This is a genomic window from Clostridium sp. SGI.024 (assembly GCF_050315195.1).
Classification (GTDB): domain Bacteria; phylum Bacillota; class Clostridia; order Clostridiales; family Clostridiaceae; genus Clostridium.
The window spans coordinates 1-11799 of record NZ_JBNPON010000079.1; the positions used below are offsets into that span (position 1 = coordinate 1).

Sequence of the window (11799 nt, forward strand, 5' to 3'; positions counted from 1 at the left end):
TATTTTAGAACAAAAGAATTACAATCTGTACATTGTACTTGAGTTGGATTTTGTTCATGTGTTCCAACTTCAATCACTGATAATGTGCAATATTTTTCAACATTATCATTGTATTTACATTGTGAAACTGTACATTTAATATTTGGATTCTTAGTCACTAAAATCACCACCTTACTAAGTTAGTATTTGCTTTAAATCACATACTATTCATAAGATGTTTTTCACTAAATGTAACTTTTATCCACTAAAAATCTTTTGCGATTTCCTTAGCTTTTGTAATAGTATCTGAAAGTATTTTTTCAACATCCATTCCTACTACATCAAGATTCTCAGCTGCTATACTCTTAACTTCTTTTACACCAAAGAATGAAAGAATAGTTCTTAAATATCTTTCTCCCATTTCAAATTCTGCAGCTACTCCACTAGAATAATTTCCACCTCTACCTGAAACTATTAATGCCTTAGTAGCCTTAGCTATTCCAACTGGACCATTTTCTGTATATTTAAATGTTATTCCTCCAATACTTACATAGTCAAAGTAAGCTTTAACTATTGCTGGTACTCCTAAATTCCACATTGGTGTTGCAACAACAACCTTATCAGCTTCAGCCATTTCATAAGCATATTTTAATATAGGATGATTCCTGCTTTCTGCATTCTTTTCTCCAAAAAGTGCTCCTAAATCTTCTGCTCTTAAGAAATCTATGTTTTCATTATATAAATCTCTAACTATTACCTCATCATTTGGATTTAATCTCTTATATTCTTCGATGAATCCATCTGCTACTTGAAATGTTCTTGATTGACCTTCTGGTTTTATATTTGCTTTAATATATAATAATTTACTCATTTTCATCCTCCATTAGACACTTTTGTTATTTTTATCTATTTGATATAATATAAGTTATATAATAATTTAAATATAAATATTTAACAAGTAGACACTTTTTTTATACATAGTATATAAATTGATACCCATTATCAATTAAAAATTAATTTTAGAGGTGATATTTAATGGAGAAATTTTCAATAGATCATAAAGATTGTTATTTAAATAAAGATAGTCACGAAGTATGTCCAATGATTTTAGTTCATAAACTTATTTCTGGTAAATGGAAAATACTTATACTTTGGTATTTAGTTAATGGACCTTTACGCTTTAGTGATTTAAAAAGAAAATTACCAAATGTAACACAAAAAATGTTAACAAACCAACTTAGAAGCTTAGAAGAAGATAATCTAATTTATAGAACAGTTTATCCAGAAGTACCTCCAAAGGTTGAATATGGATTAACTGAAATAGGAAGTAAAATTATTCCTGTTTTAGAGTCCATGCATGATTATGGTGAAGAATACATAGAGGAAATGTAGAATGTAAAATTGATGAAATAATTAAGGTTACTCTGTTTAACCTTTTTTATTATTAAATTTAGTAAAAATATTTAATAATAGAAAGATGTGAAGAATATGCAGATTATATCAATAAAAAAATCACCAGAATATCTAGAGGAAGCAATTAAATATTTTCAAAGTAAATGGGCATCTGAAAATAGTATGAATGTTTATGATGACTGCATAAGAAATTGTATTACTACTTCTAATCCATTGCCTCAATGGTATTTATTAATTGAAAATACTAAAATAATCGGTTGTGCAGGTCTTATTACAAATGATTTTATTAGCCGTATGGATTTATACCCTTGGTTTTGTGCTTTATACATTGATAAAGAATATAGAGGAAATAGATATGCTTCTTTTCTTTTAGAGCAAGCAAAGCAAGATGCCAAGGTAGGAGGATTTTCTAACTTATACCTGTGCACAGACCATATAGGATATTATGAAAAATATGGATTCAAATATATTGGTACAGGATATCATCCATGGGGAGATAGTTCTCGTATATATTCTATAACCTTATAATATGTTTTTAAATTAATTTAAGGTTAACTTTTCATTGCCCTCACCATTAACTGTTTTATACCAAACTTCATAATTATTTTCTGTACTCGGAAGTGCTATATCTCCATCTGAATGTTGTATCCAGTGAGGGCTTTCAAACTCATAAAAATAACTATCACATTTAAATGTCACTCTTAAAGTAGCTTGAGTATATGCAAATTCATCTTTATTTATTTCCATAACAAATTTTTTTGTTTCTTTAATTATTTTATAAAATTCCTCATCATTCAGTTCTTTTACTTTAAAGTCAAAAGTAATCCTTCCAAATCGATAATACGTATCTAATGCTTTAACATCCTGATACTCTTTCTTTATATAATTATTATATTCCTTAAAAGAAGTAGATTTTAGAACTTCTCCTTTTTCATGAAAAATAAAACTATTAATAAAATACATTACTAATAATATAGGTATTAATATAACACCAAATATTAATATCTTAATTAGTTTTTTTAAAGTCATATCCAATTCCTCCATCTTAGTAAATAATGCATTACAAAATGAAATTATAAATTAATTATAGTATATATTTGGTAAATTATGTTATAATTAAACATATACATTATATTTATTTCATATGCGTATTATGCTTTATTTAATTTATTATACTTTTATATTCTTTATACTTCTTGTAACTATAATTATGTATTAATTACACTAGGATATAAATATAAAATAATTAAGTAAAAAAATGAGAGTTTTATGAGTGAAACAATTAGTAATACAAGCTAAATTTCTTTAATTAGATATTAAATACATGGAGGTGGATATAAAAAGTGTTTTTTGAGAGTATGCCTAATTGGTTTTGGGCAATTTATTACTTATTTTTAATATCATCTTTAACAATTGCGCTTATTGCTTTTAAACAAAATAATAATAAAACATTTTCTATCTTAGCTATACTATTTGCTATTACCATTCCATTAATAGGTATTTTAAATGGTATTGAAAGAACTCAAGGTATAAATGAATTTGAATATTTATTTATACAATTACAAAAAGGCTCACTTTGGGCAATATATTCAATTTTAGGTTATTTGTATTTATTTATTTTCTACATATTAACTTTCGTAAAATCAAGAAAAATAAAATTAGTTGATTCAAATATCTAGGAGGCACTATGGAAAAAGTAAAAAATACATGGAGTAAGAAACAAACGTATGAAAAAGTGCTTTCTATAATAGGTACAACTTGTGCTATAAGCATCAAGTAAGTAAATATGGCTCTCAACCCTATATAGGAAATGCCATTTATTCTTATATAGTTGCTATATATACAATTTTTCATAGTAAGTATTTCATAAAGTTTAATAAAATCCAAAATCAATCTTAATCTATTATCAATTAAATATAATTTACTCCCTATTATATTATTGATAAGTATATAAATATAAGAAAGGAGTATAGAGTTTTGAAAAAATTAATAACAATACCACGACTTTTATTGTTTATAATATTACTATTCATTATATTACATGTTACTCCTAGTTTATCTTTAAGAACACATCTATTTTTAACTGGTCATCCTAAACTTGCATTTACTACAGAAATAAAAGAATTAAGTAAAAATGACGATAACAAAGGAATTAGATTTTTTAGCTTTAACCCTGCTCCAATTCATAAAGCTACTGGAAATAATATGCTAGCATATAAAACAACAAGAATAGGATTTATATATATTACAACATATCATGGTGGTGGTTAGAATTTATCTTCTATCCTTAATTCTTTAAATTACAAATTAAAATTAGGAGGTTTTATTAATGTATAAAGAAGGAATTTTAAATATCGTTCCTATTTTATATTTTATTATTCCTATTATTTTAGGATTAGTTACTGGCTTTGTTCTAAAAGAATTTACTTCAAACAAAATAATATATTCACTAATAACATCTGTTTCTCTAAGTGTAATTCACCTTATAATTTTATCTTTTATTTTCAACTCAACTAAATCTGAATTTCAATTACTTTCAATTTTATTTATATGGAATTCATTTTTAATTTTCATTTCAAATATGATTTATTTATCTTTAAATAAGCTATATGTTAAAAAACTAAAAATAAAATCTTAAAATATTGCTAACTAAAGCCCAGCAAAACACTTGCTGGACTTTTTAATTCAAATAATTTAACTTTTATAATTTTGTTTTACACAGTAAAACTACATTTACTCTTACTTCTTACTTACTAACTTTTACTTTACCTTAACTCTTACTTCTTACTTAATCACTATTACCTATCTTAGTTGTCTCCAAATACTTTTTTTCTTAGCTCTAATCCAGCTTTTGTTACAGCAACTCCACCAAGTGCTGTTTCTCTTAATTCTGGAGGAAGGCTTCTTCCTACTTTATACATTGCAGATAAAGCATCATCAAATGGTATCTTTGATTCTACTCCCGCCATAACTAAATCTGCTGTACATAAAGCACTTATTGCTCCTGATGAATTCCTTTTTGCACAAGGAATTTCAACTAAGCCTGCAACTGGATCACATACTAGTCCTAATATATTCTTAAATACTATTGCAGCTGCATCTAAAGACATCTTAGGAGTTCCTCCCATCATCTCAACTACTGCTGCTGATGCCATTGCTGCTGCTGACCCACATTCCGCTTGACACCCTCCTTCAGCTCCTGCAAATGTAGCATTTCTTCCAATTATCATTCCAACTGCTGCTGATGCAAATAATGCCATTACTAATTCATCATCAGTTTTCCCAAGACTTTCTCCAGCTGTTAATATTACTGCTGGTAATATTCCACAAGAGCCAGCTGTTGGACAAGCTACTATTCTTCCCATAGATGCATTTACTTCTGATGATGATAATGCCATTGCCATAGCTAAAATCATAGTATCTCCAGTTAAGCTTTTTCCACTTTTTAAGTATTCTTGAAGCTTATATGCATCTCCACCTATAAGCCCACTAACAGAATAAACTTCTTTTTCTCTTGCTTCTGTTGCTCCACTTCTCATTGCTTCTAGTGTTTTATGCATTTTTGATAAAACTTTTTCTCTTGATACATCTCTATCTTCCATTTCTCTTCTAATAGCATATTCACTTAAAGAAATAGAATTTTTTTCACATATTTTAATAAGCTCTTCTCCTGATCTTGCTATGTCCAAACTATTCACCGTCCTCTATCTTATTAATAAGTATTACTTTTTCAATTCCTTCTACTTTTCTAATTTCTTCTATTAAATCATTAGAAATTTCACTATCTACTTCAAATGTCATAGTAGCATTTTTACCTTTTTGACTTCTTCCTAATGTTAGGAAAGCTATATTAACCTTACTATCATATAGAATATTAGTTACCTTTGCTACAGTACCTGGAATATCTTTATGAGAGGTTATTATTGTAGAATATGTTCCAGTAAATTTAACTTCATTTCCATTAATTTCATTTATTTCAATGTTTCCACCACCAATTGATGAACCTACAATTTCACACTCTTTACCATTCTTAAGCTTCATTAAAAACTTAACTGTATTAGGGTGATAATCTCCTAAATCTACATCCTTAAAAGTTATTTTTATTCCCTTTTCTTTTGCAATTTCAAGAGAATCTCTTAATCTATCATCTGATGGATCCATTCCCATTATTCCTGCAACTAATGCTCTATCTGTTCCATGTCCTTTATATGTTTTTCCAAAAGATCCATGTAATAAAAAAGTTACTTCACCCACTTCATCACCTGCTATAGTTCTTGCTACTTTTCCAAGTCTAGCTGCTCCTGCAGTATGTGATGATGAAGGACCAATCATTATTGGCCCTAATATATCAAAAACACCCATGCCACTCATGCTTTTTCTCCTTCAGTATAAATAATTTTTGCTATCAATATTATATAGTGAGGTGAAATAAATATCTATATTAATTAAAAAGTTTAGTTAAGCTTGTATTGTAGATTTTAATTAAATATGGATTTTCTCTAAAATATAATTTAAAATTATTTTTATTTTTCTTAAAAACAATAGAATTTATAGTATTATTCACCTTCATAACTTTAATTTTATCTATTTCATACTTTTTATACTTAAGAGTAGTTTTCCAAGTGAAAATTTCAATCTCTTCTTTATCAATATTATATATAATGGTCTTTTCTAATTTTCTTATTAAAACAATGAGAAAAATTATTAATATTAATAAAAATAATTTTATTATAATGCTATAATTAGGTCGAATAATCATAATGTTAATAATATTAAAAAATACTATAAATAGTAGATACATTTCGCTATTTAATGAGTTAGTATAATCAAATAATATATTTTCTTTACTAACCTCTAATCTTAATTCCTCTAATCTTTTTCTTTCACTAAATAATAATTTTCTAATAACTAATGAATATATTTTTCCGCTATAAGTTAATATACCCAATATCTCTTCATCGTAAAATACACTTCTAATATCTGATCTTTTAATAACAATCTTTCTAAAAAAATTCTTATAAATTAAATTTTCTTCATCTAAAATTAATATATCTTTTCCATAATCATCTTTAAATTTCATATTAATTCCTTTCTAAATATATAAAAATTAATCATTTTATGAACAAAACAATATTAATTAAAAAGTTCATTTAAGCTTGTATTATATATTTTAGTTAATTGAGAATTCCCAATAAAATATAATTTATATTTCTTTTTATAATTATCTTTCTAAATTTTCTTCTGTAAATTAAACTTTCTTCATCTAAAAGTATAAACTCCCTTCCATAGTCATTCTTTAGTCTCATAACTTCTCCTTCAAATATTTTAAATATATTTTATATGTACTTTTATATTAGCATATTTTCCTTAAAATCCCAAAACACTTTATACTCTAAGAAATAATAAAAAGCTACTATTTTCAAACTTACTTGATAAATAATAGCTTTTTCACTTTATAATTATATATTATCTTTTTATTTTTAATAATTTATATTTAGTACTTATAAAAATCACTACCACCAATAAATTCTCTTAATATGCTATTAGTTGGTACTAAATCCTTATCAATTTCTTTAAAGAACCCTAAAAATGCTTTAAGGCGAGTTGCTAATAAGTAAACTTTACTTTCTGGCTTTATTTTATCTAACTCTTGCAGTGCATATTTTTTTAATACGCATAATTCATATACCAATGTTGAATTAAACATAACATCTGCTTCTTCTTGGAAAACAAAGATATTTTTTGATTCTCCTCTTTTTATAGATGGCCACATTTTTAATGTTTCTTCAGCACCATACCCTCTTGATAAATAATCTCTAACTATTCTTCTAACTCTTCTTATGTCAGTAGTTGCAATTCTATTATGATTATCAAGATTTAATTGAGTTAATGCTGAAATATATATTTTAAACTTTTGTTTATCTGAAATAGATTTTGTTAAAATTGGATTTAAGCCATGAATACCTTCAATTAAGATTATACCGTTATTAGGTAATTTAAGATTCTTGCCTGACCATTCTCTAGCGCCTGTTCTAAAATTGAAACTTGGTATTTCTACTTCTTCTCCATTTAACAAGCTACTTAAATGTGAATTAAATAATTCTAAATCTAAGGAATATATACTTTCAAAATCATATTCACCATTTTCATCTTTTGGTGTATGCTCTCTATCTACAAAGTAATCATCTAATGATATAGGAATTGGTATATATCCATTAACTCTAAGTTGAATAGATAATCTATTTGCAAAAGTAGTTTTTCCTGAGGAACTTGGTCCAGCAATTAATACCACTTTAGTTTCTTTTCTTTCACTTATCATATCTGCAATTTGTGCTATTTTCTTTTCATGAAGAGCTTCAGAAACCATAATTAAATCTCTAAGCTCATGATTTTCTACCTTAGTATTTAAAGATCCTACTTCCCCAACCCCAATAATATTTAACCATTTTTCACTTTCCATGAAAATTTGAGAAAGCTTTCTATTCTCCTTAAACTCTGAAATCTCTTCTAAATTTTCTTTCTTTGGTGACATTAATACAAAGCCAGGATCATAATATATTAAATCAAAAGCCTTTATTACACCTGTTGAAAATGCCATTTGGCCATAGAAATAATCATATCTTCCATCTAATTCATATAAGCTTACCTCTTCAAAGGATACATGATTAAGTAATTCAACCTTATCTTCCATTCCATACCCATTAAAGATTTCAATAGCCTCTTCCCTTTTCATTTTTATTTTATTAATAGGAATATCACTGTTTATAAGTTCTATCATTCTTTCTTTAATTCTTTTTAAATCTTCTTCATTTAAAATTTCTTCTTTATGAATCTCTCCAAATACTCCCTCACCTATACTATGTTCTATAGTTATAACTGAGTTTGGAAATAAATCTAAAGAAGCTTTAATAAAAATAAACTGTAATGTTCTATTATAAATTTTATATCCTATTGAACTTTTTGTACTACATAAATATACAAGCTCTAAGTTTCCATCTTCATTTACAGGTTTAAAAAGTTCATAATATTCCCCATTTAATCTACATAATGCTATATCATAAGGATTAATATTTAAATAATCCTTTAAAAATACTCTATAACTAATACCTTCATCTACTTCATATTCATGATTATCGTAAATTATTTTTATTTTTTTCATTTTAACCTCCATAATATCTATTTAAGTTACCACTTTTTCTAGTCCTCAATTAATATTATATACCCATTAAGTAAAATTACTCCATAGATATTTTATAAACTATCAAAAAAGTAAAAATTTCTCTTCTTATTTTGAGCTATAAATATATTTTTTTATATAATCTTAGTAATTTTTTGTAATTTACTACTGTATAAAAAACAGCATAAAACAAATAATATTTATACGAGGTGGTTATATGTTTATAGTATTATTAAGAACTGTATTTTTATATGGTTTAGTTATTTTTGTAATAAGATTAATGGGAAAAAGACAAATTGGAGAACTTCAGCCTTATGAATTTGTAATTACAATTATGATTTCAGATTTAGCAGCTCTTCCGATGCAAGATACTAGACTCCCATTAATTTTAGGAGTTATACCAATAGTAACTCTACTATTTATAAAAACCTTACTTTCTATATTGCAGCTTAAAAGCCAAAAAGCAAGAAAAATACTTGAAGGAGAACCTTGTATTTTAATTGCTAGAGGAAAGATAAAGTTTGATGCATTAAAAAAACAACAAATTAACTTAGATGAGCTTATGGAAGAAATACGTCTTGCAGGTTATTTTGATTTAAGTGAAATAGAATATGGAATATTAGAAAATAACGGACAAATGTCCTTTCTTACTTCCAATAAAAATAGTAATTCTTCTAGTGATAATTCTAATGGCTCAAATAATTCAAGCAATCAAAAGCCTAGATTACCAATCATATATATTTTAGATGGAGAGTTTAATAGAAATTCTTTAACCTCTTCTACTAAAGGTGATGACTGGATAATAAATGAATTAAAAAAACATAAAATTAATTCAATTAAAGATGTGTTAATTGCAATGACTGATACAAATGGTCGATTTATCTATCAACTTCATAATAAGGAGGAAAATTGATGAAGAATACTTATATATCTGTATTTCTTTTTATAGCTTTAATTGTAGGCCTATTTTTCCTAAATAATAAATTTGTAAAGCTATGTAATGAAGTTATTTATAGATGTGATATTATAGAAGATTATTTAGATTCTTATGATGAAGATAACGCTTATGATGATGCTGTAGCTTTAATTAACTTAATAAAAGATGAGGCTGATGTCCCTGCTATATATTTAAATCATGTAGATTATGATTTATTAAAAAATGATGCTTTAAAGCTATCTCTCTACATTGAAGGGCAAGATAGAGCTGAATCTTTAGCAACACTGCATTCAGTAAGAGCAACAGCTGAACATTTAAGAGATTTACAAACTCCAAATTTCAAAAATCTGCTATAAATGAAAGAGAAAAATAATGTTGCTTGTTCTGTCTCAGGCTCCAAGTCACCACAACATTATTTTTCTCTTTCTTTATCTTTATACACTTAGCACAATAAAATCAAACCTAATCAAAAAACTTTCCCTTGTAAAAATTCTCATTTCCAAGTTTTTTTGCCGTTAGCCTGAACATAACACAACAATCTGGACATACAATATCCTTGCTATATTTACTATCACCACCTATGTTCTCTAAATCTCCACCACTTCTGACAGCCTCCATAATTGGGAACATAATCATCATTACTTTGGAGCAAATCCCCTGTCCATCTTTATTTACAGGACAACCATAGGTGCAGGTATACTTGTCCCCTACTTCTTCACCATTTCTGCAGTAACGTTCTGTATGGTCACTGCGAAGAAACCCTGTTACCTCAATTTCAAATTCGTACTCCTCATCATACCACTTTTTCATGATTAACCTCCAAATTCTAATTTATCAATCACACTTTATAGTATTACAAATCCATTATAACATATTTTACCAACGCAGAACTATTCAATTTCCATAGATCACTTATGTCATACTTAATACAGCTTTAGAACTGTTTGTTAGTGTACATTTTCATTATTAGTACCTCATTACCTACAATCTATCCTTTAAATTTATTAATACTTATTTAATTTCAGATTACATCATTATTTTAAAAGCATAACAATAATAAATACTAGCATTATCATAATAGGAGGTATAAATATAAATGCAAATATTAGTCTACCTGTTTTACTTGCAAAATTAATTGTACTACCCATACCATTTCTTCTCTCCACAGATTCAGATGGATCATCTGGGTTATAATAAAATATTCCTAACTTCCAATGCTTAGAATCATTATTTTTATTCATAGACTTCACCTCTATAATAAGTTCTCACTATCTTTTACTTTCAATATTTATTATTTCATCTATTTTACTTTCAAGTCTATTTAATCTAATATACAATTCTTTAATATACAGTGCCTGCTTCTCTTCCTGTTCCTTTAATTTATTAGGAATATAATATACAATGTTAAATATCATAAATATAACTAATAAAATTAATATTATTGCAAAAATATTTATATCCATTTCAACTTTCCTTTCTATTATATCTTTCATTCACATCTTCTTAATTGTAATTTCACTCTAATCTACGAAAACAGTTATTTCATTATGAATTTCATAAACCTTCCAGTGCTTTTATTTAGTAAAACTCTATTAATTTATTGCCTATATAATCAAGACAACAATACCTATTACTATAAAGATAACTCCTATAACATTTCTTATAAATCCTAAGAAATTATCTAATTCTGAAAAGTTATGTTTTATTATATATTCCTTATGCCAATTAGTTTTTTGTAAAAATATACATATTAAGCCTACAATGATAAATAAAAATCCATACCACATATAATTCTCCTAAACAATTAAGTTTTATATTTTCTAAATGACAAGCACCATATATTGAAAATGCCAATGACATAGTTCCATTCTTAACAAAAATACTTGGTAACAAAACATTTTGACTTCCTGCTGGAATAAATAGTTGTCCTATAATTCTAAATATAGTTGTTATAGTACCTATTAGAAAAACTTTAAATATTGTTTTCATCACTCTAACCACCCAATAAATTAATTTATTAAAAGTTAGTATTCTTGTAGTAACTTCATCAGTTCAATATCTTGTCCATATTTCATTACATAGTCAAAAACATTTCTTCTATTAATAACTTTTTTCATAAAATTTACATCAATTTTAGGAATTATTTCATCATTAAATACACCAAAATTAATAACTTCATTCCCTTTATCTTTTACAACTTTTATTAAGTTATCATATATAATACTATTTTTATCTTTTTGAGAGCTTGCCTGAATAACTGCTATCTTCATAATTTTCCCCTTTAAATGTATAT

Annotated in this window: 19 protein-coding genes and 1 pseudogene; 7 read left to right on the plus strand and 13 right to left on the minus strand. The window is 26.2% G+C overall.

What is annotated here, in order from left to right:
• Together ACQRD5_RS15275 and ACQRD5_RS15280 are read right to left on the minus strand one after the other, a co-directional pair.
• Nucleotides 1-158, minus strand: a 158-nt coding sequence (locus ACQRD5_RS15275) for a DUF1540 domain-containing protein (RefSeq protein ID WP_291630742.1), incomplete at its 3' end; no start/stop codon positions are given.
• Between the two features lie 86 nt (nucleotides 159-244).
• Nucleotides 245-850 (minus strand): FMN-dependent NADH-azoreductase, encoded by a 606-nt coding sequence (locus ACQRD5_RS15280; RefSeq protein WP_291630740.1) that lies wholly within the window; start codon nucleotides 848-850, stop codon nucleotides 245-247.
• A 164-nt stretch (nucleotides 851-1014) separates the two neighbouring features.
• Here ACQRD5_RS15280 and ACQRD5_RS15285 point away from each other — a divergent pair, with 164 nt between their 5' ends.
• Together ACQRD5_RS15285 and ACQRD5_RS15290 are read left to right on the plus strand one after the other, a co-directional pair.
• Nucleotides 1015-1371, plus strand: coding sequence for a winged helix-turn-helix transcriptional regulator (locus ACQRD5_RS15285; protein WP_291630739.1), 357 nt, complete (start codon nucleotides 1015-1017; stop codon nucleotides 1369-1371).
• Nucleotides 1372-1467: 96 nt separating this feature from the next.
• Nucleotides 1468-1920, plus strand: coding sequence for a GNAT family N-acetyltransferase (locus ACQRD5_RS15290; protein WP_291630738.1), 453 nt, complete (start codon nucleotides 1468-1470; stop codon nucleotides 1918-1920).
• A gap of 12 nt (nucleotides 1921-1932) precedes the next feature.
• Here ACQRD5_RS15290 and ACQRD5_RS15295 read toward each other — a convergent pair whose 3' ends face one another.
• On the minus strand, nucleotides 1933-2421 hold the full coding sequence (locus ACQRD5_RS15295) for a hypothetical protein (RefSeq protein WP_291630736.1): 489 nt from the start codon (nucleotides 2419-2421) through the stop codon (nucleotides 1933-1935).
• Between the two features lie 314 nt (nucleotides 2422-2735).
• Here ACQRD5_RS15295 and ACQRD5_RS15300 point away from each other — a divergent pair, with 314 nt between their 5' ends.
• The 3 genes from ACQRD5_RS15300 (at nucleotide 2736) to ACQRD5_RS15310 (ending at nucleotide 4030) form a co-directional block, all read left to right on the plus strand.
• Nucleotides 2736-3071, plus strand: coding sequence for a hypothetical protein (locus ACQRD5_RS15300; RefSeq protein WP_291630734.1), 336 nt, complete (start codon nucleotides 2736-2738; stop codon nucleotides 3069-3071).
• 298 nt (nucleotides 3072-3369) lie between these two features.
• Complete coding sequence (locus tag ACQRD5_RS15305) at nucleotides 3370-3663, plus strand: hypothetical protein (RefSeq protein ID WP_294169656.1); 294 nt, start codon at nucleotides 3370-3372, stop codon at nucleotides 3661-3663.
• Nucleotides 3664-3721: 58 nt separating this feature from the next.
• Entirely contained in the window at nucleotides 3722-4030 is a 309-nt protein-coding gene (locus tag ACQRD5_RS15310) for a hypothetical protein (protein WP_294187364.1), read from the plus strand.
• A 169-nt stretch (nucleotides 4031-4199) separates the two neighbouring features.
• On the opposite strand, the gene sdaAA is transcribed toward ACQRD5_RS15310, so the two are convergent.
• The 5 genes from sdaAA to ACQRD5_RS15335 form a co-directional block, all read right to left on the minus strand.
• A complete protein-coding gene (gene sdaAA / locus ACQRD5_RS15315) occupies nucleotides 4200-5081 on the minus strand; it encodes an L-serine ammonia-lyase, iron-sulfur-dependent, subunit alpha (protein ID WP_308780277.1) in 882 nt (293 codons plus the stop codon).
• A 1-nt stretch (nucleotide 5082) separates the two neighbouring features.
• Nucleotides 5083-5763, minus strand: a complete 681-nt coding sequence (gene sdaAB / locus ACQRD5_RS15320; protein WP_294169358.1) for an L-serine ammonia-lyase, iron-sulfur-dependent subunit beta — start codon at nucleotides 5761-5763, stop codon at nucleotides 5083-5085.
• A 70-nt stretch (nucleotides 5764-5833) separates the two neighbouring features.
• A complete protein-coding gene (locus ACQRD5_RS15325; RefSeq protein WP_308780276.1) occupies nucleotides 5834-6472 on the minus strand; it encodes a hypothetical protein in 639 nt (212 codons plus the stop codon).
• A 94-nt stretch (nucleotides 6473-6566) separates the two neighbouring features.
• Nucleotides 6567-6698, minus strand: a complete 132-nt coding sequence (locus ACQRD5_RS15330; protein WP_308780275.1) for a hypothetical protein — start codon at nucleotides 6696-6698, stop codon at nucleotides 6567-6569.
• 188 nt (nucleotides 6699-6886) lie between these two features.
• Nucleotides 6887-8551, minus strand: coding sequence for a nucleoside kinase (locus ACQRD5_RS15335; RefSeq protein WP_291630727.1), 1665 nt, complete (start codon nucleotides 8549-8551; stop codon nucleotides 6887-6889).
• Between the two features lie 235 nt (nucleotides 8552-8786).
• Here ACQRD5_RS15335 and ACQRD5_RS15340 point away from each other — a divergent pair, with 235 nt between their 5' ends.
• Both ACQRD5_RS15340 and ACQRD5_RS15345 read left to right on the plus strand, forming a co-directional pair.
• Nucleotides 8787-9482, plus strand: coding sequence for a DUF421 domain-containing protein (locus ACQRD5_RS15340; RefSeq protein WP_291630724.1), 696 nt, complete (start codon nucleotides 8787-8789; stop codon nucleotides 9480-9482).
• On the plus strand, nucleotides 9482-9862 hold the full coding sequence (locus ACQRD5_RS15345) for a DUF4363 family protein (protein ID WP_291630723.1): 381 nt from the start codon (nucleotides 9482-9484) through the stop codon (nucleotides 9860-9862). Before ACQRD5_RS15340 ends, ACQRD5_RS15345 begins: the two co-directional genes overlap by 1 nt.
• A gap of 106 nt (nucleotides 9863-9968) precedes the next feature.
• Here ACQRD5_RS15345 and ACQRD5_RS15350 read toward each other — a convergent pair whose 3' ends face one another.
• From ACQRD5_RS15350 to ACQRD5_RS15370, 5 genes and pseudogenes are all read right to left on the minus strand, one after another.
• Nucleotides 9969-10316, minus strand: a complete 348-nt coding sequence (locus tag ACQRD5_RS15350) for a TIGR04076 family protein (RefSeq protein WP_291630721.1) — start codon at nucleotides 10314-10316, stop codon at nucleotides 9969-9971.
• A 224-nt stretch (nucleotides 10317-10540) separates the two neighbouring features.
• Nucleotides 10541-10747: a DUF5808 domain-containing protein gene (locus ACQRD5_RS15355; RefSeq protein WP_291630719.1), complete on the minus strand. Its 207-nt coding sequence runs from the start codon at nucleotides 10745-10747 to the stop codon at nucleotides 10541-10543.
• A gap of 27 nt (nucleotides 10748-10774) precedes the next feature.
• Nucleotides 10775-10999, minus strand: coding sequence for a hypothetical protein (locus ACQRD5_RS15360; RefSeq protein ID WP_291630718.1), 225 nt, complete (start codon nucleotides 10997-10999; stop codon nucleotides 10775-10777).
• Nucleotides 11000-11231: 232 nt separating this feature from the next.
• Nucleotides 11232-11495 (minus strand): hypothetical protein, encoded by a 264-nt coding sequence (locus ACQRD5_RS15365; RefSeq protein WP_291630717.1) that lies wholly within the window; start codon nucleotides 11493-11495, stop codon nucleotides 11232-11234.
• A 35-nt stretch (nucleotides 11496-11530) separates the two neighbouring features.
• Nucleotides 11531-11799, minus strand: a pseudogene (locus ACQRD5_RS15370) (hypothetical protein); the annotation flags it as partial.

Coding starts and splice junctions, on each gene's coding strand:
- ACQRD5_RS15325 (WP_308780276.1), bottom strand. CDS start 6,472: ATGAAATTTAAAGATGATTATGGAAAAGATATATTAATTTTAGATGAA.
- ACQRD5_RS15350 (WP_291630721.1), bottom strand. CDS start 10,316: ATGAAAAAGTGGTATGATGAGGAGTACGAATTTGAAATTGAGGTAACA.
- ACQRD5_RS15295 (WP_291630736.1), bottom strand. CDS start 2,421: ATGACTTTAAAAAAACTAATTAAGATATTAATATTTGGTGTTATATTA.
- ACQRD5_RS15345 (WP_291630723.1), top strand. CDS start 9,482: ATGAAGAATACTTATATATCTGTATTTCTTTTTATAGCTTTAATTGTA.
- ACQRD5_RS15365 (WP_291630717.1), bottom strand. CDS start 11,495: ATGAAAACAATATTTAAAGTTTTTCTAATAGGTACTATAACAACTATA.
- ACQRD5_RS15280 (WP_291630740.1), bottom strand. CDS start 850: ATGAGTAAATTATTATATATTAAAGCAAATATAAAACCAGAAGGTCAA.
- ACQRD5_RS15335 (WP_291630727.1), bottom strand. CDS start 8,551: ATGAAAAAAATAAAAATAATTTACGATAATCATGAATATGAAGTAGAT.
- ACQRD5_RS15355 (WP_291630719.1), bottom strand. CDS start 10,747: ATGAATAAAAATAATGATTCTAAGCATTGGAAGTTAGGAATATTTTAT.
- ACQRD5_RS15330 (WP_308780275.1), bottom strand. CDS start 6,698: ATGAGACTAAAGAATGACTATGGAAGGGAGTTTATACTTTTAGATGAA.
- sdaAB (WP_294169358.1), bottom strand. CDS start 5,763: ATGAGTGGCATGGGTGTTTTTGATATATTAGGGCCAATAATGATTGGT.
- ACQRD5_RS15290 (WP_291630738.1), top strand. CDS start 1,468: ATGCAGATTATATCAATAAAAAAATCACCAGAATATCTAGAGGAAGCA.
- ACQRD5_RS15285 (WP_291630739.1), top strand. CDS start 1,015: ATGGAGAAATTTTCAATAGATCATAAAGATTGTTATTTAAATAAAGAT.
- ACQRD5_RS15340 (WP_291630724.1), top strand. CDS start 8,787: ATGTTTATAGTATTATTAAGAACTGTATTTTTATATGGTTTAGTTATT.
- ACQRD5_RS15360 (WP_291630718.1), bottom strand. CDS start 10,999: ATGAAAGATATAATAGAAAGGAAAGTTGAAATGGATATAAATATTTTT.
- ACQRD5_RS15310 (WP_294187364.1), top strand. CDS start 3,722: ATGTATAAAGAAGGAATTTTAAATATCGTTCCTATTTTATATTTTATT.